The 23,265-nt window shown below is 64.2% G+C and carries 18 protein-coding genes; 9 read left to right on the top strand and 9 right to left on the bottom strand.

All coding sequences use genetic code 11. The features are described 5' to 3' along the window. Positions 1–131: 131 nt before the first annotated feature. The gene (locus ACVIIW_RS01560) at positions 132–977 is read right to left on the bottom strand and encodes an AraC family transcriptional regulator (protein WP_456699129.1); all 846 of its coding nucleotides are present in this window, start codon (positions 975–977) and stop codon (positions 132–134) included. 85 nt (positions 978–1,062) lie between these two features. Then, positions 1,063–1,416: a hypothetical protein gene (locus tag ACVIIW_RS01565; RefSeq protein WP_456699130.1), complete on the bottom strand. Its 354-nt coding sequence runs from the start codon at positions 1,414–1,416 to the stop codon at positions 1,063–1,065. Between the two features lie 184 nt (positions 1,417–1,600). Here ACVIIW_RS01565 and ACVIIW_RS01570 point away from each other — a divergent pair, with 184 nt between their 5' ends. After that, positions 1,601–1,825: a hypothetical protein gene (locus ACVIIW_RS01570; RefSeq protein ID WP_092239630.1), complete on the top strand. Its 225-nt coding sequence runs from the start codon at positions 1,601–1,603 to the stop codon at positions 1,823–1,825. Between the two features lie 281 nt (positions 1,826–2,106). On the opposite strand, the gene ACVIIW_RS01575 is transcribed toward ACVIIW_RS01570, so the two are convergent. Beyond that, positions 2,107–2,763: a glutathione S-transferase family protein gene (locus ACVIIW_RS01575; RefSeq protein WP_456699131.1), complete on the bottom strand. Its 657-nt coding sequence runs from the start codon at positions 2,761–2,763 to the stop codon at positions 2,107–2,109. Between the two features lie 120 nt (positions 2,764–2,883). Between ACVIIW_RS01575 and ACVIIW_RS01580 the strand changes: the two genes are divergently transcribed. Further along, entirely contained in the window at positions 2,884–4,107 is a 1,224-nt protein-coding gene (locus ACVIIW_RS01580; RefSeq protein ID WP_456699132.1) for a polyhydroxyalkanoate depolymerase, read from the top strand. A 50-nt stretch (positions 4,108–4,157) separates the two neighbouring features. Here the strand turns inward: ACVIIW_RS01580 and ACVIIW_RS01585 are convergent, their stop codons facing one another. After that, positions 4,158–5,486, bottom strand: coding sequence for an NAD(P)/FAD-dependent oxidoreductase (locus tag ACVIIW_RS01585; RefSeq protein ID WP_456699133.1), 1,329 nt, complete (start codon positions 5,484–5,486; stop codon positions 4,158–4,160). 177 nt (positions 5,487–5,663) lie between these two features. Between ACVIIW_RS01585 and ACVIIW_RS01590 the strand changes: the two genes are divergently transcribed. Beyond that, positions 5,664–7,517, top strand: a complete 1,854-nt coding sequence (locus tag ACVIIW_RS01590; RefSeq protein WP_456699134.1) for an ATP-binding protein — start codon at positions 5,664–5,666, stop codon at positions 7,515–7,517. On the opposite strand, the gene ACVIIW_RS01595 is transcribed toward ACVIIW_RS01590, so the two are convergent. After that, a complete protein-coding gene (locus ACVIIW_RS01595; RefSeq protein WP_456705058.1) occupies positions 7,506–8,546 on the bottom strand; it encodes an AraC family transcriptional regulator in 1,041 nt (346 codons plus the stop codon). The two genes, ACVIIW_RS01590 and ACVIIW_RS01595, sit on opposite strands and share 12 nt — an antisense overlap. 184 nt (positions 8,547–8,730) lie before the next feature. On the opposite strand from ACVIIW_RS01595, the gene ACVIIW_RS01600 reads away from it, so the two are divergent. From ACVIIW_RS01600 to ACVIIW_RS01620, 5 genes are all read left to right on the top strand, one after another. Beyond that, positions 8,731–9,180, top strand: coding sequence for a cupin domain-containing protein (locus ACVIIW_RS01600; RefSeq protein ID WP_456699135.1), 450 nt, complete (start codon positions 8,731–8,733; stop codon positions 9,178–9,180). 102 nt (positions 9,181–9,282) lie between these two features. Continuing rightward, entirely contained in the window at positions 9,283–10,776 is a 1,494-nt protein-coding gene (locus ACVIIW_RS01605) for a flavin-containing monooxygenase (protein WP_456699136.1), read from the top strand. Between the two features lie 90 nt (positions 10,777–10,866). Continuing rightward, a complete protein-coding gene (locus tag ACVIIW_RS01610) occupies positions 10,867–11,940 on the top strand; it encodes a hypothetical protein (RefSeq protein ID WP_456699137.1) in 1,074 nt (357 codons plus the stop codon). A 130-nt stretch (positions 11,941–12,070) separates the two neighbouring features. Next, complete coding sequence (locus ACVIIW_RS01615; RefSeq protein WP_456699138.1) at positions 12,071–13,264, top strand: efflux RND transporter periplasmic adaptor subunit; 1,194 nt, start codon at positions 12,071–12,073, stop codon at positions 13,262–13,264. Between the two features lie 11 nt (positions 13,265–13,275). After that, on the top strand, positions 13,276–16,449 hold the full coding sequence (locus ACVIIW_RS01620) for an efflux RND transporter permease subunit (protein ID WP_456699139.1): 3,174 nt from the start codon (positions 13,276–13,278) through the stop codon (positions 16,447–16,449). Positions 16,450–16,593: 144 nt separating this feature from the next. Here ACVIIW_RS01620 and ACVIIW_RS01625 read toward each other — a convergent pair whose 3' ends face one another. Beyond that, positions 16,594–18,843 (bottom strand): cation:proton antiporter domain-containing protein, encoded by a 2,250-nt coding sequence (locus ACVIIW_RS01625; RefSeq protein WP_456699140.1) that lies wholly within the window; start codon positions 18,841–18,843, stop codon positions 16,594–16,596. A 149-nt stretch (positions 18,844–18,992) separates the two neighbouring features. Next, a complete protein-coding gene (locus tag ACVIIW_RS01630) occupies positions 18,993–20,687 on the bottom strand; it encodes a methyl-accepting chemotaxis protein (protein WP_456699141.1) in 1,695 nt (564 codons plus the stop codon). Between the two features lie 427 nt (positions 20,688–21,114). On the opposite strand from ACVIIW_RS01630, the gene ACVIIW_RS01635 reads away from it, so the two are divergent. Further along, positions 21,115–21,555 (top strand): GNAT family N-acetyltransferase, encoded by a 441-nt coding sequence (locus ACVIIW_RS01635; RefSeq protein WP_456699142.1) that lies wholly within the window; start codon positions 21,115–21,117, stop codon positions 21,553–21,555. A gap of 159 nt (positions 21,556–21,714) precedes the next feature. Here ACVIIW_RS01635 and ACVIIW_RS01640 read toward each other — a convergent pair whose 3' ends face one another. After that, entirely contained in the window at positions 21,715–22,095 is a 381-nt protein-coding gene (locus tag ACVIIW_RS01640; protein WP_456699143.1) for a response regulator, read from the bottom strand. 5 nt (positions 22,096–22,100) lie between these two features. Beyond that, positions 22,101–22,490 (bottom strand): response regulator, encoded by a 390-nt coding sequence (locus tag ACVIIW_RS01645; protein WP_456699144.1) that lies wholly within the window; start codon positions 22,488–22,490, stop codon positions 22,101–22,103. Between the last annotated feature and the right edge of the window lie 775 nt (positions 22,491–23,265).

The raw sequence follows: 23,265 nt of genomic DNA on the forward strand, positions 1-23,265 counted from the left end.
GACCCTCCCGGCTGCTTGTTATCGCTTGCTCGGGATGTCCGGCACGGGCCCCGCTGGCAAGTTTTGCCAGCGGTTATGACAAAGTCGATCTCCCTTGCCAAGCAAGCGGCACGGTATGCCAGCGTTGCGCGTTATTCTCGCACCGGTATCCAAATCTCGAAGCCGCCATTGCCGGTCACCGGATCGAACGTCCCGTCGTAGCGCTCGAAGTTCGGCGCGTCGGCGGCCTTCAGGCCGGAGGCCGGCAGCCATTGATTCCAGATCGCGTTGACGGTGCGCCTGACCGAGGCGACGTGGTCGGTATGGGTGAACACCGCGTAGCGCTGCTCGGGAATGCGGATACGCGTGAGACCGCGCGGCAGGTCGGAGAAATCAGCGACCTCGACGCCGGCAATGTAATCGAAATTGCCGGAATCATCGCCGTTGCAGCAGACGCCGTAGGCGACCTGATCCTTCCCTCGGCCGATGCGTTCGGGAATGTCGGCGACCTCCTGGTGGAAGCGGGCCCACATTCCGGGAATGATGGCGCCGTTGTCGCAGGAGATGCGCTCGCCAAGGCCGGCGACGAGGAAGGCTTTCGCGGTTTCGAAACGCGGGGCTTTGAGATTGTCTGACATGGTGGAATCCATGAGAATCGGCTCCTGAAGCTCGAGCTGGTCGGTGCACGTCGCCGCCCTCACCGCTTCGGGCGTGGTTCCGAAATGGTCGCGGAACGCGCGGGTGAATGCTTCGTGCGAGCCGTAATCCGCCTCCAGCGCCAGTGACAGAATGTCCGGCGCGCCCTTGGCAAGACTGCGCGCCGCCTCACTCAGCCGCCGTGCACGCACGTAGCGCATCACCGGCAAGCCGGTGGCGGCGGCAAACGCACGCACCAGGTGGAACCGCGACACGCCTGAGATCGCAGCGATCTCGTCGAGCGTCATCGGCTCGGCCAGATGGCTTTCGATATACCAGAGCGCGCGCTGGGCCGGGTTCATGGATCACGTTTCTCCTTCGAAGCGATGCGATGCTGCGCTTGCGCTCTCCGCTGCGCTTGATCGGGATTGCTCTCGCGCCTCGGGCTTACTTGTCCTTCGCCTCTTTCGGCGGTGGTGCGTCCTGCTTCTTCTTCAGATCCTCGGCCTGCTTCGTCTGCGCGGCCTGGAGATCGCCGATGGTCTTCTGGAGGCCTGCGAGCGTCACCTTCAGCGCGTCAATCTGGCGGTTCGCGGCGTCCAGCTTCTGCTGGTGATCGAGATTGAGCCGGGCGATGGTCTTCTGGAGGAAGTCGACGTTGCTCTGGAGACAGCTGGTGCGCCGCTCCATGGTCTTCTCGACCGTGCAGATCTCGATGCCCGGGACGTCCTGCGCCCGCACCGGCATGTGCGCGACGAACGGTAACATGGCGACGCAAACGACGATGGTCCGGCGCAGCATTCAAGTTCCTCATCAAGATGATCACGGCAATGTGCGCCGATTGCGCGCCGCCGCGCGAGGCTACCACACTCGCACCGCATTCTCGCGTTGAGCTTGGCGTGTTCCCCTTGGAGGGGGAGCAGTAAACCGCGCGCGGAAGAAGTGGGCGCTCTCTCCGCGGCTTTGATTAGGGGAGATTTTTGGAATGGCAACGCGCGATAGACGACTGGCGGAGTTCGATGGCGCCGGAGAACCGCCTCCCGGCCTGCCGGTCGAAGTGCTGTGCGAGGATCACAGCGGAACGTATCAGCTTCCGTTTGCCTGCCGCTATGTCGAGGGACGCTGGCAGAACCATGCGGCCGGCGTCCCGGTCGAGGCAACCGTCATCGGATGGCGAGTGCCCCGCATGAAGCATTCCGGCGTGGCCTGACGGCCAGCTTCTGTCTCAAAATGCAACGGGGCCGCGCTCTGCCTTAACCAAGGGAACGCGGCCCGAACGAATCGCGTCCGAATCAGCCTGATCGTCTCGTACGCGCCTGTTCACGGCTAGATCTCGACAAGGCCCTGCCGCCACGCACAAGATCTGCGCAGGGCAATTGCGGCCCGACGCCGCCGACCGGCGCCAAAGGTTAACGATGGCAAGGGCATGGAGGTCGGCGAGGACCCTGGCTGTCCCCGCCCCGGAAACGGGCAGAGCCGGCCGCGGCCTGCCTAATATTCGACCTCGAGCTCCTCGATCTCGGCCGGCTCTTCCCTCGCCGCCGCCACCCATTCCTTCATCTCCGGCATTGCCATGATGGTGTCGGCGTAGGCCTTGAGAACTGGCTCGAGCCTGACGTCATAGGTGGCGAAGCGCGTCACCACGGGGGCGTACATCGCGTCCGCCATGGTGCGCGTCTCGCCGAACAGGAACGGACCACCTGACCTGGCCAGACAATCACGCCAGATCGACCAGACCCGGTCGATGTCCGCCTGCGCGCGCGACCAGATCTTGAAGCCGGGGAAGTGCCCCTTCAGATTGACCGGCAGCGAGGCGCGCAGCGTGCTGAAGCCGGAATGGATTTCGCCTGAGATCGAGCGGCAATGCGCGCGCTGGACACGATCGGCCGGCAACAGGCCGGCATCAGGCATCACCTCGTTGAGATATTCGGCAATCGCCAGCGTATCCCAGACCGTGGCGCCGTCATGGCGCAGGCAGGGCACCAGGATCGAGGACGACAGCAACAGGATTTCAGCACGCGCCGAGGCGTCATCCGGCGCGGTGACGATCTCCTCGAAATCGATCCCGGAAAATTTCGTCAGCAGCCAGCCCCGCAGCGACCAGGACGAGTAATTCTTGCTGCTGATGGTCAGTGTCGCCTTCGCCATGGGGCGCTTCCCTCACGTATCCAGCCAAACGCGCAGCAAGTGACGTGCCAATTCCGGGCAAGCCTCTTCTGCTTGGCTCCGATATTGCATGGATGCAGGGGATAGGGTGGGCGCTTCAGTATGATGTCGATGTATTATCAGGCGTTTCAGAACCAGATGGACCTGACGGCCCCGTGGCGGGCGGGAGCCTCGTCGGCGCTGAAATTCCTCAATCTGGTACCGCAGGGGATGTCGGACCACGTCGTCGGCCGGCTCTCGGCGGCAATGGAGCTGATCTCGCGCTCGACCCTCACCTACGACCGACCGGCCTACGGCATCGACAGCGTGATGGTCGGCAATCGCCAAATCGGCGTCACCGAGGAGGTCGCTTACGCGACCCCGTTCGGCTCGCTGCTGCACTTCAGAAAGGACGGCGTGAGCGAGCAGCCGCGCATGCTGCTCGTGGCGCCGATGTCCGGCCATTTCGCGACGCTGCTGCGCGGCACCGTGAAGACGCTGCTGCAGGACCACGACGTCTACATCACCGACTGGCACAATCCGCGCGACATTCCGCGCAGCGAGGGCCGTTTCGGGCTCGACGACTATACCGAGCACCTGATCGACTTTCTCGGGCACTTGGGGCCGCGCCCGCATATGGTTGCGATCTGCCAGCCTTCGGTTTCGGCGCTCGCGGCTGCCGCCATCATGTGCGAGGGCAATCATCCGTCGCGGCCGGCAACGCTGACGCTGATGGCGGGGCCGATCGACACCCGGATCCAGCCGACCAAGGTCAACGAGTTCGCCAAGAGCAAGCCGATTGAATGGTTCGAACGAAACCTGATCAACTACGTGCCCGTGCAGTGCCGCGGCGCGCTCCGCAAAGTCTATCCCGGCTTCGTACAGCTCACCGCCTTCGTCTCGATGAATCTCGAGCGCCACATCAAGCAGCACATGGATCTCGCCAATCACATCGCCAAGGGCGAGAAGGAGAAGGCGGCCAGCATCAAGACCTTCTATGACGAATATTTCGCGGTCATGGACCTGCCGGCCGAGTTCTACATCGAGACCGTGCGCGACGTGTTCCAGGAACATCTGCTGCCGCAGGGCAGGCTGATGCATCGCGGCCGTCCCGTGGACACCAGGGCCATCAGCCGCATGGGGCTGATGACGGTCGAGGGCGAGAAGGACGACATCTGCTCGATCGGCCAGACGCTCGCGGCGCAAGACCTCTGCACCGGCGTGCGCGCCTATCGCCGAGTGCATCACATGCAGGCCGGCGTCGGCCACTATGGCGTGTTCTCCGGCAAGCGCTGGAACAACGAGATCTATCCGCTGCTTCGGGATTTCGTGCACGTGAATTCGTGAGACGCCCTCCGCGCATCATGTCGGCGTCGTCGAAAGCCGTGATCCGGCCTTCAGAACGGGCTGACCGGCGCGAGCCGCCTTCCGTCGATCATGCGCTTGTGGCTGTAGGCCGCGGGATCGACCAGCGGCGTCGCGCCGGTGACGATGTCGGCGGCGAGCTTGCCGGCTGCAGGGCCGATGCCGAAGCCGTGGCCGGAGAAGCCGGTGGCAAGGAAGAAGCCAGGCAGCGCATCGACCGGCGAGATCACGGGGATGGTATCCGGCGTGCAGTCGATGGTGCCGCCCCAGGCTTCCGCGATCTCGATGTCCTTGAGCTCCGGGTTCGCCTTGATCAGCGCGGCCAGCGCCGCATTGACCAGCGACATATCAGGCTCGGGATCGCGCACGCGTTCGGCCTCGAACGGTGACGGCTTGTCGAAGCTCCAGTTGGTGCCGCGGGCCAGTTGATTGAAGAACGACTTGCCGAACGACATCTTCAGGCCGTTGCGGCGGTGCAGATAGGTCGGCCAGAAGGTGCGCGCGTAGCGGAACAGGTCCGGCGAGAGTTCGACCGTGCCGCGATTGCGCAGCGCCAGCGTAAAGCCGCCGTCGAGGCGGCGACGGATGCAGTAGAGGTCAGTTCCGACTGCGCCGGTCGTGATCTCCGGCGCCGGCGTGGTCCGGCACGCTGTGGCGTTGACGAGGCCGATCGGCAGCTCGATGCCATGACGGCGGCAGAACAGCGATGACCACGCTCCGCCCGACAGCAGCACCGCCTGCGTGCGGATGGTGCCCTGCTCGGTGACCACGGCGCTGACCTTTCCGCCTGTCGTTTCCAGTCCGCGCGCGGCGCAGCCCTGATGAATGGTGACGCCGTGCTTGCGCGCAGCCATCGCGAGCGCAGGCACGGCCATCGACGGCTCGGCGCGCCCGTCGCTCGGTGTGTGCAGGCCGCCGACCCATTTGTCGATATTCCCCGGCATCCGCTCGGCAATTTCGGCGGGCGTCAGCACGGTCGAGTGCACCTGCATCTCGCGTGCGACCGCCGCCCAGCGCTCCCAGCTGGCGAGTTCGTCCTTGCTTTCGGTCAGGAACAGCACGCCGGTGCGGCGGAAGCCGGCATCGACGCCGGCGTCGTTCTGCATGTCCTCCCACAGCCGCAGCGCTTCGCGCGCGAGCGGAATTTCCTCACGCGCACGGCCCTGCTGACGGCACCAGCCCCAATTGCGGCTCGACTGCTCGCCACCGACATGTCCCTTCTCGATCAGCGCGACGGAGAGGCCTCTCCTGGCCAGATGATAGGCCGCGGAGACGCCGATGACGCCGCCGCCGATGACGACGACGTCCACCTGCGCCCGCAGGCGTTCATCGCTGTCGATATGGTTGAGCGGCGGAGACATCAGAGGGGTCGCTTTCGTGTTTCTAAATTTTCTGCCAAAATGCATCACGGCTGACAAAGCTGTCAATCAGTGCCGGGATGCGCGGCGCGCAGGGAGTCTGGAGCTGACATGGAGCCGGACTCACTTGACCAGGCGGACCTCGGGATCCGCCGCGCCTGACGTCGTTGGTGTGAGAGCATGAAACTCAGGGGGCTTCTGACAGTCGCGATGACCGCTCAGGTCATCATGACCGCCGTCGCTCTCCTCGTCTCCAATTTTGTGGCCGGACCCGGGTTCGGCGTTGCCCAGATCGTCGCCGTGCTCGCAAGTGGCGCCGGCGCGATGCTGCTCGCGCGGCTCTGCACGCGCACGATCGAGACGGTGCAGGACAAGCGCGCTGCAGCGCAACTGGCCGAGCAGGCGCTGTCGAGTGCGCAAATGACCCAGGCCGTCATCAAGACCGCGCTGGATGCTTTCGTTCAGACCGACGCCAACGGGATCATCGTGGAGTGGAGCGTTCAGGCCGAGGCGCTGACCGGATGGACGCGCAGGGAGGCCCTCGGCTCTGATGTCGTCGACCTTCTCATCGCCGAGCCGCTCCGCGACGTGTTCAGGCAGCGCATGATGCGCCTCCTGCCGGAACTCTCGAATACGCCGATCGGCATCCGGTTCGAGGCGACGCTGCTGCACCGGGAAGGGAACGAGATCCTGATCGAGGCGTCGAGCACCGCGCTCCGCCTCGGCAGTCAAACCATGATCAACGTCTTCATCAAGGACGTGACGCAAAAGCGCGCCGCCGAGGAGCAACTGATCCAGGCGCAGAAGATGGAAGCGGTCGGCCAGCTCACCGGCGGCATCGCGCATGAATTCAACAACATGCTCACGGTGATCACGGGCACGATCGAGACCCTCGCCGACGCCGTGAGGGACAATCCACCGCTCGCGACCATCACCAAGCTGATCAGCGAGGCCGCCGATCGCGGCGCCGCGCTGACGTCCAGCCTGCTGTCCTTTGCGCGCAAGCAGGCGCTCCAGCCGGCCGAGATCGACGTCAACGACCTGCTCGAAGAGCTTTCAAAACTGCTGCTGGCGACCTTCGACAAGAAGATTGCGATCAAGACCAGGCTCGACGGCAGCGCCTGGCTCGCCTTCGCCGACCGCGGCCAGCTCTCATCGGCCTTGCTCAACCTCGCGATCAACGCCCGCGACGCGATGCCCGAGGGCGGCCGGTTGACGCTGTCGACGCGCAACGTCGTCTTCGGCGTCCGCGAAGCCGTCGCGGTCGGCGCCGGCTACGCCGGCGACTATGTCGAGATCGAGATCGCCGACACCGGCACGGGCATTCCGCAGGCGATCGCCGAACGCATCTTCGATCCGTTCTTCTCGACCAAGGACGTCGGCAAGGGCACGGGGCTCGGCCTCAGCATGGTGTTCGGCTTCGTCAAGCAGTCGGGCGGCGGCATCAAGGTCGATTCAGCCGAGGGCTGCGGCACGACGTTCACGATCTATCTCCCGAAAGCCGAGACCAGTGTGCTCCGCCCGGCCGGCTACGACGAACGCAAGATCGTGGGCGGGACGGAAACCATCCTCTGTGTCGAGGACGACCGCGATGTCCGTCACTACGTCACGCTCCAGCTCGAAAGCCTCGGCTACAAGGTCATCCCGGCCGCCAACGCCAGCGACGCGCTGGCCATCGCGGCGAAGGGGACGCAGTTTGATCTGCTGTTCACCGACATCGTGATGGCCGGCGCCCTGAATGGACGGGAGCTCGCCGACGAGATGGTCGCCGCGCGGCCCTCGTTGCGGGTGCTGTTCACGTCGGGCTATGCCCACGACGCCCCGCATGGACCGATACGCGCCACCATGGGTGCGCCGCTTCTGACAAAGCCCTACCGCAAGGCCGAGCTGGCACGCATGCTGCGCCGCTCGCTCGACACCGCCGTCGATGCCGCCGGCGATCCGATCCCGACGCCCTATTCGGTGCAGGCCGAGCTCGAAGGCTTCTTGCGGAAGCAGGAGAGCGACGAGCGGGCAACGCGATCAGGACAATAAACGCGAGCTCATCCGCCGTCGCAGCGTTGCCGACGGCGTTTCGCCGAATTTTTGGCGGTAGGCTCCGGACATGCGGCCGAGATGGGTGAAGCCGAGATCGAAAGCGATGTCGGTGATGGACACGCCTGGCGATGCCAGCACGAGCCGGGCATGGAGGCCGGCAAGCCTGATATCGAGCAACATCTCCGAGATCGACACGCCGAAGTGACGGCGGAAGCCGAGCTGGAGCGCGCGGATGCCTATCCCCGACGCAGCGGCCAGCTGTGCGAGGTCAAGCGCCTCGCCGGCATTGTCGGCGAGATGGTCCCGCGCCGCGCGAAGTGCCCGCGGCAGGCGTTCGGCTCGGCCCGAGAAGGTCCTTATGGCATCCGACAGGCCATGCCGCTGGCGGTTGAGAAGATGTTCGAGCAGCGTCTCGCGCCAGCCGGCCATCGCTGCCGGCGAGGGCCGTGCGGACGGTCCGAGACGCTCGGCGAGCATCATCAGCTCGGCCAGACTGGTCTGCAGCTGGCGGCCGGAGGGCGCGTTCAGGTCTATCGCGGGATCGAATTCGACCGCACCGGCCACCCCGCCGGACAGCGCTGCGGCGCGCTGCTCGACCATACGACGGTCAAACAGCAAAATCGCTTGCGCACAGTCATGCCACATCATCCGGGTCGGGAGGGTCGGCGACAGAAGCGACGCCGTGCTGCCGGGCCCGACATCGAAACCGGTGGCGCCCACAGAAATATGGGCGGTGCCCGTGAGCGGGATCTGCACAAGAAAGAACCGGTCGAGGCAGCCGGGATCGATGCTGACGGTCCCGCCATAGGCGACGTAGTTGATGGAAAACCCGTCGAACCCTGCGCAATTGTGTCGGGCCGAAAATCCGGAAGCACGCGCCTGCGCCGGCTTGAGATGGTGCGGGCAGAAGATGCGTCCAATCTGCTCGGCCGCTTCGTCGACGTCATTCGTGGTGACGCGGGCGAACGCCGCAAGCCTTTCAGCTGGCGACGAGCGTGTGCTCATTTGCTGCACGGCTGCGGACATCATCGACCCACGCTTCGCGTCGCTGAATTGTTTTAAGCCTATAATAGTTCCGCGGAGACGAAAAGGGGCACGCCGGCAAAATCGTCGTGCTGCACAGCAACAACACGACGGGATTCGTTTAGCGGATAGACAGGCGACCGGTCCCGGCGGAAGCTTCCTCGCCGGAGTTCACATGGAGGCGAGCATGACTGCACTCGAAAAGGGCATTACCGCAAACGGCACAGGCTATGGCGGCAAGACCTGGAATATCCTGGGTCAGGTCTATTTCCCAAAGGCCGTGACCGAGTCCACCTTCGCGTTCGAGACCAACAGCGATCCCGGCCAGTTCGTGCCGGTGCACATCCACCCGACCCAGGACGAGTTCATCCTGGTGCAGGAAGGCACACTCGACCTCAAGCTCGACGGCGCCTGGGTCAAGGCGCATGCCGGTGATCTCGTGCGCATGCCTCGCGGCATCCCGCATGGCTATTTCAACAAGTCCGACAAGCCATGCCGCGCACTGTTCTGGGTCTCGCCGATGCAGAAGCTGGAGGCGCTGTTCAACCAGCTCCACAATCTGACAGACCCCGCCGAAGTCGTGCGCATCTCGGCGCTGCATGAGGTCGAGTTCCTGCCACCCGAGGCCAACGACTAGCAACGTCCTCGTCTCGTCCCACCTGCTCGCGGTTCCGGCGGCCGCGCCTCGCGGCCGAACGAGGCCGCTTGCGCGCGAAACACTTCGATTGCGAGCCATCCCATGGTCAGCTCCAAGCATGTCTGCGTGATCGGCGCCGGCGTCTCCGGCCTCGCCACCGCAAAGGCGTTCTCTGCCCGCGGCCACCGCGTCACCATCGTCGAGCGCAGCGCCGATCTCGGCGGCGTCTGGGAGCCGGCGCGCTCCTATCCTGACGTGCAGACGCAAAGTCCCAAGGATCTCTACCGCTACACCGATCGCGCCATGCCGCAGGCCTATCCGGAATGGCCAACCGGGCCGCAGGTTCATGCCTATCTCGCCGGCTACGCGGAAAGTTTCGGCCTCGACCGCATGCTGCGCCTCAACACGAACGTTGCCGGCATGGCGCGACGCGCCGACGGCAAACCGGGCTGGACGCTCGCGCTGACGAACAAGGACGGCGCGACCACGAACGAGGACTTCGATTTCGTCGCGGTGTGCACCGGGCAGTTCAACGAGCCGCGCGCGCTGCATTGCCCGGGCGAAGACGGCTTTGTTGCGCAGGGCGGGCAGACCCTGCACTCGTCGAAATACAACGATCCCACGCTGGCGAAAGGACGCCGCGTCGTCGTGCTCGGCGGTTCGAAGTCGGCGACCGACATCGCCGTGAACGCGGTGAAGTCAGGCGCGCGCGAGGTCACAATCGTGATGCGCGAGCCGGTCTGGCGCCTGCCCTATTTCATCGGCGGGCTCGTGAACTTCAAGCGCATCCTCTACATCCGCGCGCAGGAGGAGATGTTTCCGGGCTGGGGCATCGGCGCAATGTCGAGGCTCGCATACCGTCTCGCTGGACCGCTGATCTGGGCGAACTGGCGCGGGCTGGAGAGCCTGCTGAAGGCCCAGCTCAAGCTCAACAAGTGCAACATGGTGCCGAAGGAGCGGATCGAGGACGGAGTCAACTGCTCGGTGCCGCTTGCAACGCCGGGCTTCTACCCAATGGTCGCCGACGGCCGAATCAAGGCGGTGTTCGGCACGTTCGATCATTATGAAGGCGACACCATCGTGATGAGCGGCGGCGAGCGCGTCGGCGCCGACGTCGCGGTGCTCGCGATCGGCTACAAGCTCGGCGTGCCATTCCTGCCCGATACCTATCAGTCAAAGCTGGTCGATCCGGACGGGCAGTACCGGCTTTACCGCCTGATCGCCAACCCTGATCTGCCCGACCTCGGCTTCGTCGGCTTCAACTCGTCGTTCTGCACCGTGCTCTGCGCCGATCTCGCCGCGAACTGGTTGGTGCGCTATGCCGACGGGCAACTCAAGAACCAGCCGACGGCGCAGCAGATGCGCGACAACATCGAGATGATGCTGCACTTCAAGCGCGTCGAGCGGCCCGCCGCCGGTGTCTATGGCGGCCTGTGTGTCGCGCCATATCATTACCGTCATTTCGACGAGTTGATGGCCGATATTGGCGCAAAGACGCAGAAGCGCGGCGGGCTTGCCGGACATTTCCAGCCACCCGACGCTGATGCCTATGCAAAATTCCTGGCGTCGGCGCCGGAATACAGGACCGCGGGATGAGATCAGACAGGCCGATTTGCGGCTCGCCAGATCGCGGGTTTGATGTTTACGATCCCATGACCAACGAATCTCCGGGACATGGGAACCGCCATGCGACCATCACCTCACATCGCTGCGGCCATGGCGGTGCTCGGGCTGTTCCTCGCGGCGCCCTCCCCGAGCCAGGCGCAAGCGCTGACCCCGACGCAATCGGAGGCGCAAGCCGCCTACGATCGCGCGCTCGGTGACTTCAAATCGGTTCTCGCCGAACGGCGCAGCCAGATCGAGGCGAAGCAGAAGCTGCCGAACCTGCCCGGCCAGGCGCTTTATCTCGCGCGCGTCGCTGTCATCAGCACTTACAAGGATCTTACGGACGCCGTGCCGTCGCGCATCGGTAAGCCGAACAAGTTCGGGATTCCGCCTGCTTATTTCGACGCCGCGATCGAGCCGCTGGTCGACGAATATGCAGATATTTTCGAAATCATGGAGGCGCCGCCCGCAAGCGCGCAGGCCTCAGTGACACCGTTCAAGGACGTCGTCGATCTCGGCACCGCGATTGCGCGCGCCAAGGGACTTGCACCGGCTGAAGCCGACGCTGCGGGCCGCATCAGCCTGGGGCTGTTCTATGCCGAGACGAATGGCAAGCAGAACGTCCGCAATGCGCGCTCGAACACCTATATGGGGAGCCTGCAGACCGGCCCGTCCGAAGACCGCAACGGCCAGCGCAAATGGGATGCGATCAAGGGTGCGATTGCGGCCGCCAATCCCGCATTGAACGCGCGCGACGACAAGGAAGAGGCGCGATCCCGCGGCACCGATCGTCGCTTCAATCACTGGACCAATGTGCGCGACGGTCTCATGAACGCGCATGCGGAGCTGTTCGCTGAAATCCCCGCGATCGTGAAGACGCTGCCCGATCCGATCGAGCAGATGAAGCTGTTCGAACTGATCCAGATCATCCCGAGCCCGACGCGGTCGGCGCTGAAATCCGGCGACCTCCTGAACTACAGAGTGTCCGATCCCACCATCATGAAGCACTTGCGCAACAACAGCATCTTCGCTTTCGGCAAGGCCGACCGGGCGCGAAGCTCGGCCAGCTTCCGCGAGATCCTGGGCGCGATGTGGCTGTTCAAGCGGAAGTTCGACAAGGCGATGACGAAATACGCGGAGATCAAGCCGCGCTAGTTCTCCACCTTGTATCCGTTCCGTCGGCGTTTCAGCCAAGGCGGGCTGGTGACTGCCAGGGCTATGCTGTTCCACGGCCGGCGATTTGTTGCTAGCTTGGCGCGCCGACAGGCAATCATGGGGGCGACCGATGACCTCAGTGTATCCCGCCTATCCCGCGCAACGCCGTCACGCGTGGAGACCTATCGGGCAGGCTTTGGCGGCAACTATGGCCATGGTCGCGCTGGCCGGCTGCGAGGAGAAAAACACCTTCGTGGCACCGCCGCCACCCAAGGTCGATGTCGCAACGCCGGTGCAGCGCCCCGTGACGCGCTATGTCGAAGCCACCGGCAACACCGCGCCGATCAAGAGCGTCGATCTCGTCGCACGCGTGCAGGGGTTTCTGCAGACGATCGAGTACACGGACGGCACGTTCGTCAAGCAGGGCACGCAGCTGTTCACGATCGAGCCGGAGACCTACAAGCTGAAGCTGGATCAGGCGCGGGCGGCCGAGGCTGGCGCCGAGGCCTCGGTCCGGCAAGCTGAAGCCGATTTCAACCGACAGGCCGAACTGGTGCAGCGGCAGGCCGTCTCGCAGGCGACACTCGACACCTCGACATCGACCCGCGACAATGCCCAGGCCAATCTCCAGCAGGCCCATGCCAACACTGGGATCGCGGAGCTCAACTACAGCTATACCAAAGTGAGCGCGCCGTTCGACGGCATCGTCAGCGCGCACATGGTCTCGGTCGGCGAACTCGTCGGCGTCGCCTCCCCGACGCAGCTTGCGACCATCGTTGCGATGGACCCGATCTGGGTGAACTTCACTGTCAACGAGCAAGACGTGCTGCGGATCCGCGCCGAGGCGCAGCGGCGCGGATTGACCGCCGCCGACCTCAAGCAATTCCCGATCGAGATCGGCCTGCAGACCGAGACGGGCCATCCGCATGAGGGCAAGCTCGACTACGTCGCGCCCACCCTCAATTCGTCGACCGGCACGCTCGCGGTGCGCGGCCTCGTGCCCAACGACAAGCGCGTGCTTCTTCCCGGTTATTTCGTCCGCGTCCGCGTGCCGTTCGACCAGGACAAGAACGCCCTCCTCGTCCCCGACAGTGCGCTCGGCAGCGACCAGGGCGGGCGCTATCTGCTGGTGGCCAACAATGACAATGTCGTCGAGCAGCGCAAGGTGCAGATTGGGCCGACCGACAACGGCCTGCGCGTGATCGAAAGCGGCCTGAAGCCTGATGACCGGGTGGTCATTTCGGGGCTGCTGCGTGTGATCCCGGGCCAGAAGATCGACCCGCAACAAACCAAGATCGAGCAGCCGCAGGCGTCAGCCAATTAGGAGCGCCGGCCATGATCTCAAAATTCTTCATCGAGCGGCCGGTCCTCTCGAACGTCATCGCGCTGCTGATGATCCTGATCGGCGGCGTCGCGCTGTTCAATCTCGCGATCGCCCAATATCCCGATGTGGTGCCGCCGACGGTGCAGGTGACGACGCGCTATCCCGGCGCCAGCGCCAAGACCGTGATCGACACCGTGGCCTTGCCGATCGAGCAGCAGGTCAACGGCGTCGAGGACATGCTCTACATGCAGTCCTACAGCGGCTCCGACGGCACCTACACCCTGACGGTGACCTTCAAGATCGGCACCGATCTCAATTTCGCGCAGGTGCTGGTGCAGAACCGTGTTTCCAGCGCGCTGTCGCAACTGCCGCAGTCGGTACAGAACCAGGGCGTCACCGTGCAGAAGAGGTCGACCTCGATCCTGCTGTTCGTGACGCTGACCTCTCCGGACAAGACCTTCGACAGCCTCTATCTGAGCAACTACGCCACCATCAACATCCGCGACGAGCTCTCCCGCCTGCCCGGCGTCGGCAACGTCACGGTGTTCGGCGCCGGCCAGTATTCGATGCGGATCTGGCTCGATCCGAACAAGCTGCAGGCGCGCGGATTGGTGCCGCAGGATGTCATCCAGGCAATCCAGCAGCAGAGCCAGCAGGTCTCGGCCGGACAGGTCGGTGCGCCACCGACGCCGCCGGGACAGGCGTTCCAGTACACGCTCAACGTCAACGGGCGGCTCGACGACGCCACGCAGTTCGAGAACATCATCGTCAAGGCGGGCAGCAGCGGCGACGTCACGCGCGTGCGCGACGTCGGCTCGGTCGAGCTCGGCGCGCAGACCTACAGCCAGATCTTCTCTCTGAACAAGCAGCCCGCCACCGGCATCGGCGTTTTCCAATCGCCCGGCGCCAACGCGCTTCAAGTCGAACAGGCGGTCGAGAGGAAGATGGTGGAGCTCGCCAAGCGCTTTCCGGAAGGAATCAAATACGACACGCCGTTCGACACGACGAAATTCGTGAACGCCTCGGTCCACGAGGTCTACATGACCCTGATCGAGGCCGGCCTGCTGGTGCTGGTCGTGATCCTGGTGTTCCTGCAGGACTGGCGCGCGATGCTGGTACCGGCGACCACGGTGCCGGTGACCATCATCGGCGCGTTCGCCGCGATGGCGGCGCTCGGATTCACCATCAACATGTCGACGCTGTTTGCGATCGTGCTGGCGATCGGCATCGTCGTCGACGACGCCATCGTCGTGGTGGAAGGCGCCGCCCACAATATCGAGCAGGGCATGAACGGCCACGACGCCGCTATCAAGGCGATGGACCAGCTGTTCGCGCCGATCGTCGGCATCACACTGGTGCTGATCTCGGTGTTCCTGCCGGCCTCGTTCCTCGCCGGCCTCACGGGCCGCATCTACTCGCAATTCGCGCTGGTGATCGCGGCGACCGCGCTGCTGTCGGCCATCAACGCGGCGACCCTGAAACCGACGCAATGCGCGCTGTGGCTGCGTCCGGCCGTGCCCCCGGAGCGGCGCAATTTCTTCTATCGCGGCTTCAATGCGGTGTATGACCGCGTCGAGCGCGGCTACGCGCGGCTGATCACTTTCCTGGTCAAGCATGCAACCGTCTCGGTCGTATTCGCACTGATCCTGATCGGGATCGGCGGCTACGGCCTGTCTCGGGTGCCGACCGGCTTCCTGCCGATCGAGGATCAAGGCTACCTGATCGCCGCCGTGCAACTGCCCGACGGCGCCTCGCTCGAGCGGACCCAGAAGGTGCTCGACAGGGCCGCCGACATCATCAAGGCCACGCCCGGCGTCCAACAGGTCATCACCATCGCCGGCATCTCCGCGCTCGACAACAGCGCGAGCCTCGCCAATGCCGGCGTCGCCTACATCATCCTGAAGGATTGGGATGCGCGCGGCAAAGGCGAGGACCTGCGCTCGCTGGTGTACGGGCTCAACGACAAGGTCGCCGATATCATGGAGGCACGCACCCTGGTGCTGCCGCCGCCCCCCATCCAGGGCATCGGCAATGCCGCCGGTTTCTCGATGCAGGTCGAGCTGCGCGACGGCAATAGCGATTTCGGCAAGCTGCAGGCCATCACCGCCGCGATGGTCTCCAACGCCCAGAGCCAGAGCGCACTCCAGCGCGTCTCGTCCTCGTTCCGCTCGGCGGTGCCGCAATTCAACGTCGAGATCGACCGCGTCAAGACGCAGACGCTGCACCTGACGACGGACGCCGTGTTCTCGGCCCTGTCGACCTATCTCGGCTCGTCCTACGTCAACCAGTTCAACAAATTCGGCCGCGTCTTCCAGGTCTATACCCAGGCCGATCCCGGCTTCCGCGTCACCGAGCGCGACATCGCCAACATGCAGGTGCGCAACTCGAACGGCGACATGATCCCGATCGGCACGGTGGCCACGATCACGCCGGTCACCGGGCCGTCGCTGATCAGCCTCTACAACCTCTACCCCTCCTCGACCATCGTCGGCCTGCCGGCGCAGGGCTATTCGTCCGGCCAATCGCTCGAGCTGATGGAGGAGATCGCGGACAAGACGCTGCCGCCGGGCACCGGCTATGAGTGGACGGCGATGTCGTACCAGGAGAAGGCGGTCTCGAACCAGATCTACTGGGTGTTCGGGCTCGCCATGCTGCTGGTCTATCTCGTGCTCGCCGGCCAGTATGAAAGCTGGTACGCGCCGATCTCGGTGATCCTGGCGGTGCCGCTCTCGCTGCTCGGGCCGATGCTGATCCTCTCGGGGCTGAAGATCGAGAACAACCTCTACTGCCAGATCGGCCTGATCCTGCTGATCGCGCTGTCCGCCAAGAACGCGATCCTGATCGTGGAGGTCGGGCTCGAGCTGCACGGCCGCGACGGCAGGCCGGTGCTGGAAAGCGCGGTCGATGCGGCGCGCGCGCGCTTCCGCCCGATCCTGATGACCTCGTTCGCCTTCATCCTCGGCGTGGTGCCGCTGGTGATCGCGACCGGCGCCGGCGCCAGCGCCCGCAAGTCGATCGGCATCACGGTGTTCTCGGGCATGCTGGCCTCGACCTGCCTCGCGGTGCTGTTCGTGCCGGCCTTCTTCGTGGTGGTGCAGCGATTCGAGAACTGGCTGGAGCAACGCAAGACACCGAAGGCGCAGGTGGGCGGCGGTGAAATCTTGAAACAACCCCATGCACAGTAGGGATGGGGTTGAAAAGGCCCAAGGACTTCGTTTTTGCAGAATTTAGCTTGCACCGTCGGGCAAAACACCGGCATGATGGCATCATCGGCGGCATGCGTGAGGTGCCTGCTCCGTCATTGCGGGCGCAGAAGAGCGCACCGTCGTTCAACCCTTCTCGCTCGCCACCTGCCGCGCCTCGCCGCTCGAGACCAGCAGCACCGAGACCTTCGACTGCCTGAGCACCGCGTCCGCGACGCCGCCGAAGGAGAGATGCTCGCCCTGGATGCGGTCGACGCCCATGACGACGAGATCGACGTCGGTGGTGTCGATCTCGCGCAGGATCGCCGCCTCCGGCGCCCGGTTCACGCGCAGGGTCGTGGTGAGGTCGACGTCGTAGCGGGCGGCGAGATCGCTGGCGTCCTTGAGGATGCCTGCTTCCTGGGTCAGCCCGCGCGAGGCGCCGCGCTGCGCGCCCTTGTCGCGCGTCGTCGCGACATAGATCACGCGCAGCGAGCCCGATCCCGCCTGCGTCAGCGCCACCGCAACCTCGGCGCCGCGCTTGGAAATGCTGCTGCCGGAGACGGGAACGAGGATGTTGAGCCCATCGGGAACCGGCTGCTTCAGATGCTTGCCCTTGGCCGCCACGATCGCGAGCGGCCCCTCGAACTTTGCAGCGATGTCCTCGATCTTGCGGTCGAAGCGGTCCTTGGTCGCGGTGACCTTGTCGACGCCGACGACGAGGAGATCGAAACCCTTGCGCGCCTCCTCAGTGATGGTTTCGCCGAGCTCCGCGCGCCGCGCGCGGGTGACGACGTCGACATTGCCGGCGTCACCGCTGGGGGCGACGGTTTCGGCGGCCTTCTTCACGACGGTCTCGTGGCTCTCCGCCTCGGCCTGCTCCTTGGCGCGCATGCCGATATGCAGCACGGTGACGGGAAAGCCGCGCATGCCGGCGATCAGGCCCGCGACGTGGGCGGCGAAGGTGGCATTGACGCTCTCATCGACCGCGAGCAACGGACGCTCGAGATTGGCGACGAAGCCGCGCTTCTCGAACTCCTCGCGCTCCAGCCGCTCCTTCTCGTCCTTGTTCATCGGCAGCTTTGCCAGCGCCGCGCGCAGCATCGGCGGCATCGCCATCGTGGTCACGATCGCCATGGTCACGATCATCGTGAACAGATTCTGGCTGAGCACGCCGATGGAGAGGCCGATGGTGGCGATGATGACCTCGGTCGAGCCGCGCGCATTCATCCCGCTCGCCAGCGCCAGCGATTCCCGCGTGCTCAGGCCGCCGACAGTGCCGCCGACGAAGGCGCCACCGAACTTGCCGAGACTTGCGATCACGACGAGCAGGCCGGTGAACATCAACAGACCGGGATCGCGCAGCACCGAGAGATCGGCGCTGAGGCCCGCAAGCCCGAAAAACACCGGCATGAAGAAGCTCGAGATCAGCCCGCGCAACCGCTCGTCGATCTGCCGAGTCAGGATCGGCGACTCCCCGACCAGGATGCCGGCGACGAAGGCGCCGAGCACGGTATGGACCCCGATCGCATGCGTGATCAGCGCCATCACGCCCATCAACAGCAGGATCACGGTGATGACCGCCGCCACGCTGACGAGGTTGTCGTTGGCCCAACGAATGAGCTGAAACACCAGCCTTCGACCAATGGTGAAGCTGACGGCGAGGAAGGCGAGCGTGCCGAGCACGGCTTTCGCCACCGAGGCGATGTCAGGCGAGCCCTGCGAGGCCAGGCTGAAGATGACGGCAATGATGATCCAGCCGATCGTGTCGTCGATCACGGCGGTCGCGACGATGATCTGGCCGACATTGCGGCGCATGAAATTCATCTCGCGCACGACCACGGCGACGATCTTGACCGAGGAGATCGACAGCGCCGTGCCCATGAACAGCGAGGCGACGAGACGCTGCTCCGGCTTCGGCAGCAGCGCATCAGGGAGGAATTCGCCGAGCGCGAAGCCGCAGGCGAACGGCACGAGGATGCCGGCGATCGAGATCGCGATCGCGGCCTTGCCGACCTTCCTGACCAGCTTGAGATCGGTCTCCATGCCCGTCAGCAACAACAGCAGCAGGATGCCGACTTGCGCGATGCCGTCGAGCATCGCCTTCTGCTCGGGGGTTTTGGGAAAGATCGCGGCCTGCGCCTCCGGCCAGATCCAGCCGAACAGCGACGGACCGAGGATGATGCCGGCGAGCAGCTCGCCGATCACCGAAGGCTGGCCGATGCGCTGCATGATCTCGCCAAGGCCGCGGCCGACCGCGATCAGCAGCACGATCTGGGTCACCAGCAGGAATTCGGAAGGCGCCGCCGATTTGCCGCCCTCGGCGCCGGCCGCCATGGTGGTGAGGACAAGCGCCGCGGGGACAAGGCCGACCGGCCGGAGCAGGCTCCACTGCATGCAGGCGTCTTTCCCCCGTTTGCTGTCCCGGCAAAGTGCCGGGGCCACGGCGATAGAACCCGCGGGAGGTGGAGCGGGTTCCCTGCGTGTCGCGGCGGGGTTCGGGTCCCGCAAGCGGGAAAGGGAGCGCAGGCGCGGCAGGCGGAGCTCTAGGCTGCCGACTGGAGAGCCTGGAGTCTCCGCACGAATCCCAACGCCGCCTCGTTCAGATCGCCAAACCTGCTGCGCAGCGCCTCGGCGCGTGAGCCCGCGCCCTGCGCAATCGACTGGCCCATGACGGCCTTCGAACATACATCCTCCACTGACTTCTGGAGATGCTCGGCGCCCTCCGCGGCGCTGCGGGCGGCGCGATTGATGTCGCTTGTGGCGCCGCTCTGTTCCTGGACCGCTCTCGCAATCGTCGCGCTCTGCTCTCTGATGTCCCTGATGACGTCGACGATCGCGGCGATTTCGCTTGCCGCCGCCTGCGTCGCCGACTGGATGCCGAGCACCTGGGACGAGATGTCCTCCGTCGCGCGTGCGGTTTGCGTCGCGAGCGTCTTGACCTCCGCCGCCACGACGGCAAAGCCACGGCCCGCTTCGCCCGCGCGCGCCGCTTCGATGGTCGCATTGAGCGCCAGCAAATTGGTCTGACCGGCGATATCGCTGATCAATTCCACGACGCTCCCGATCTTTGTCGCGGCTTGCACCATGCTCTCCACCATTAACCCGGCCTGGGTTGCGCGGCCGCTGGCGATGTCAGCCACCTGGCTTGCTTCCTGGGCCCGTCCATTGATGTTGCGCGTGGAGGCATCGAGTTGCTCGACTCCGGCAGCCATGGTCTGCACGCTGCCGGCGATGCCCTCTGCGGACGCCGACGCCGTGCGGCTGCACGATAGATTGTCGGCGTTGAACCGCTCGAGTTCCTGGATCGCATCGGCAATGTGTCCGGCCGCCGCAACGACCTCGTCCACCGAGCCGACGACTGACTCCTCAAAGGACGAGGTCGCACGCGCAAGAACATCTCTCAGCTCGCTTTCCGCCTGCATCTTGAGCTGCGCTTGCGACGTCTGAAGCGACAACCGATCGGCCGAATGGTCACGCAGGACGGCGACCGCCGCGGCCATCGCGCCAATCTCGTCACGCCGGTCCAAGCCTGGAATGCTCCCTTCGATCTCACCCGACACGATCTTGCGCAGACGCTCCTCGAGCCGCCGCAGCGGCCGGGAGATGGTTCCTGCGATCAGAACCGCAAACGCCACACTCATGAGCACGACAAGCAGCGCGAGACCTCCGAGCCGCAGCGCCGCGGCCTTGAACGACGCGTCGAGATCGTCGACATACATGCCACTGATGACCATCAGCTTCAGGTCCGGAACCGCCCTGACGAAGGCCTGTTTGCGCAGCGGCTCCGGCTGGCCGTTGCGGGGGAAATGATAGGTGACGGTCCCGGCGCCGGCGCTATGGGCGAGATCGACGATCTCGCGGCGGAACAGGCGCCCGTTGACGTCGCCCTTGTCGATCAGGTTCTTCCCGACGTTCTCGGGCGTGCCCCCGTCGGCCAGATTGAGCCCGTCCCAATCGTAAACGAAGAAGTAGTTGTTGCCGTCATACCGCGATGGCGCGACGATCTCCCTGATCCTCGCAACCAATTCGTCGCGCCTCATGCGGCCCGACAGCACCTCTGGCTGATAGGCTGCGATCTGCGATGCCACCACATCCACCGCGCCGCGCAGCGCCCTCGTCCGCTCGGCCTCCATCTGATCGCGCAACTGGATGAGGGACACGCCGACGAGAACCATCATCGCCAGAACACTGCCAAGCGTGAGCATGCCCAGCCGCCACGCGATCTTGATCTTCTTCATGCGAAATCCCTTGTCGCTGCAATGAATGCCGAAGCTTGCAGCCGAAAGCTTGACGAGGACTTTCACTCAGGGAGCGGAAGGCGGCGTCTTCTGCAGAATGTTATGCGTAATTTGCATCGGCCAGTCGGATCTCGCATCGAAAGGCGATGGGGATGCCGGCCGCGACGGAAGCCGCGGCCACGCTTCGTCGGGCAAAAAGGTACCGGTGTCCGAGACGAATCTGCGAGCTCACCGGAGGTGTGCGCTTGGCCGGTGTGAGCCGAGCAGGTGCGGTGTCACGAGGTTCGTTCACAAGGGCAGACCGGAAGAGAACGGCAGAGTGCCAAAGTGACGTAATTGACCCGGAGCGGCCTTCAGATCGAAAGAAATTCTCGCTACCTTTCAGGCGAGCCAGCACTTCAGGTGGTCGCGTCCGGCAGGGAGCCCAATGAACATTTCGCTCGCACTCATCGCCGCCACCCTGCCTGTGGACTTTTCCGAACTAGAGGCGGATGCGACACTGGATGGTCACCGGCATCTGACCCGCTTCGCCGCGGAGTTTGCGTCTGAGCGAGCCATGTTCCACGCGATTTACACGTGTCGCGTGGATGGCCAATTGGCTGGGACTGGGGCAATTACGGACGAACCTGCGATGACCGTGCATCCCGGCAGGCGGATGCGCCGGCTTTACGTGCACCGTCGATTTAGACGGCGCGAAATTGCCCGCACCATAGCGAGCGCGCTGATGTTGGAAGCGGCAACCAAGGTTTCCATCGTGACTGCGCACGCAGGAAACGATGGGGCCGCCAAGTTTTGGGAGGCGATTGGATTTAGACCCGTGCAAGATCAGGCTTGGTCTCACGAAGTACGGATAACAACCAAGTCCTGAGGTGCGGCAATGGCCCCCTCAGCCGAACCACGCTGATCCCATCGTGGTGTCGGCTTCCGGCAGCAGTGGAGCGGACACGGGAGCGCGCCTGTGCCAACAGCCGCTCTTGTCACACAGCGGACCCCATGTCGGCGATATGCGCTGGCTAATCGGAGGACCTCACGTCCGCTTTCGCGTCGCCAACAGTTGGCGGATGTGGTCCAGCACGGGTCGATAATCCAGCCTCTTCGCGGCGTGCGGACCGTCCTCGCAAAGATCACCTGCCAACGCGAGAACCCTCCCGACTGTCGCGCCCAGCATCGTCTTCACAGTCGGCTGGTTGCTCCGAATCCACGCAGAAAGAGCAAACCCCGAACCGGTGGGGCCGCCTACGTCGATCAAGGCGACATCGATAAAGTGTTTCCCGCCTTCGAGGCATTCACGAGCCTCGTCGTGGTGAGTTGCTTCCACAACGCGGTAGCCACACTCGCGAAGGTACTCCGCCAGCGGATGGCGCACGAGCACATCTTGCTCGACAATCAACACAGTTGTTGTTTGCATGCAGATTACAGCGCCGGGCCGAGCATCTCCGCGATCAGCATTGCGATCTGCTTGGGATCGTAGGGCTTGCGGATGAACCTACCTACGCGGCTCGCTGCGCTCTCCAATTCTATGCTTCCGGAGGCAACGAGGATAAGGAGCATCGGTTGCATATCGCGTACCCTCCCAGCCAACGCAAGGCCATCAAGGGTTCCCGGCATTCGGACGTCGGTTATAAGCGCGTCAATCCGCTCGCCTGATGCAATGTAGTCCATCGCCTCGTCTGCGGTGCTCGCCTCAACAACCTCAAGCCCCACGCCTCGAAGCTGCTCAGCGACGTCGAATCGGATGAACCATTCGTCCTCCACGAGCAAAACCCTCACGCGCTCACTCTTCAGCTGCTCTTGGGGGACCATTGTTGCTCCTCGGACGCTGGTCGGCCAACCTCCGGAGTGGCGCAACGTTCCAAACCATTGACTTGTTCGCTAATTGCAAGCCGCAATCACCACCAAAAGTATCCCATGTTAGTGGGGAGTTCTGCTCGCGATGATAGATGTTGCCCATCACCAGCAGCGGCTCTGTTCGTAGGCACCGGTGGCTGAGAGACCGATTGCGCTCCCGCCTGCACAACCAGGGAGCGCAGCCATGCTAGTACGGCGCGGAATTTGTCGTCCGTCCCAACACGAGTTCAACGAAATAGAACGATTACGAGAGCTCGTCACGGAAGCCCGAGACACCCTGATGCGATTTCCTGTGCCGGACACGTTCCTCGGGAGGAAAACACAGGAGCCGTTCCCGGAAGAGACCGCAAATGGCCGCTCGAAAATTCCGAATGATTCACATAGGTAAATTCCCGAATCAGGAACAGGTTGTTTGCTTGCGGCATCCTGCGTGACGGGGAAGTCACAATGCCTCATCGTATGTACCGTGCGTTAGAGCGGGATTGCCAGCTGCAGGCGGCCCTTACAGAGCACAAAGAAACGAGAGAGGAATTGAAGAAGATGCAAAGGGAGTACAAAGTCATAGCCGATTGGCTGGAGCGGCAATTGGCTGAGGCGGATCGGTCTCCCGATGTGCGATAGGTGCATCAGCATCGACAAAGAGCTTGCCGCGCTCAAACGTGTGAGACCTCTTGTAGACGATCAGCTGGCGCTGGCTCTGATGGCTGAAGTCGTCAAGGACCTTGATACA

It is taken from the genome of Bradyrhizobium sp. USDA 4449 (assembly GCF_054056275.1).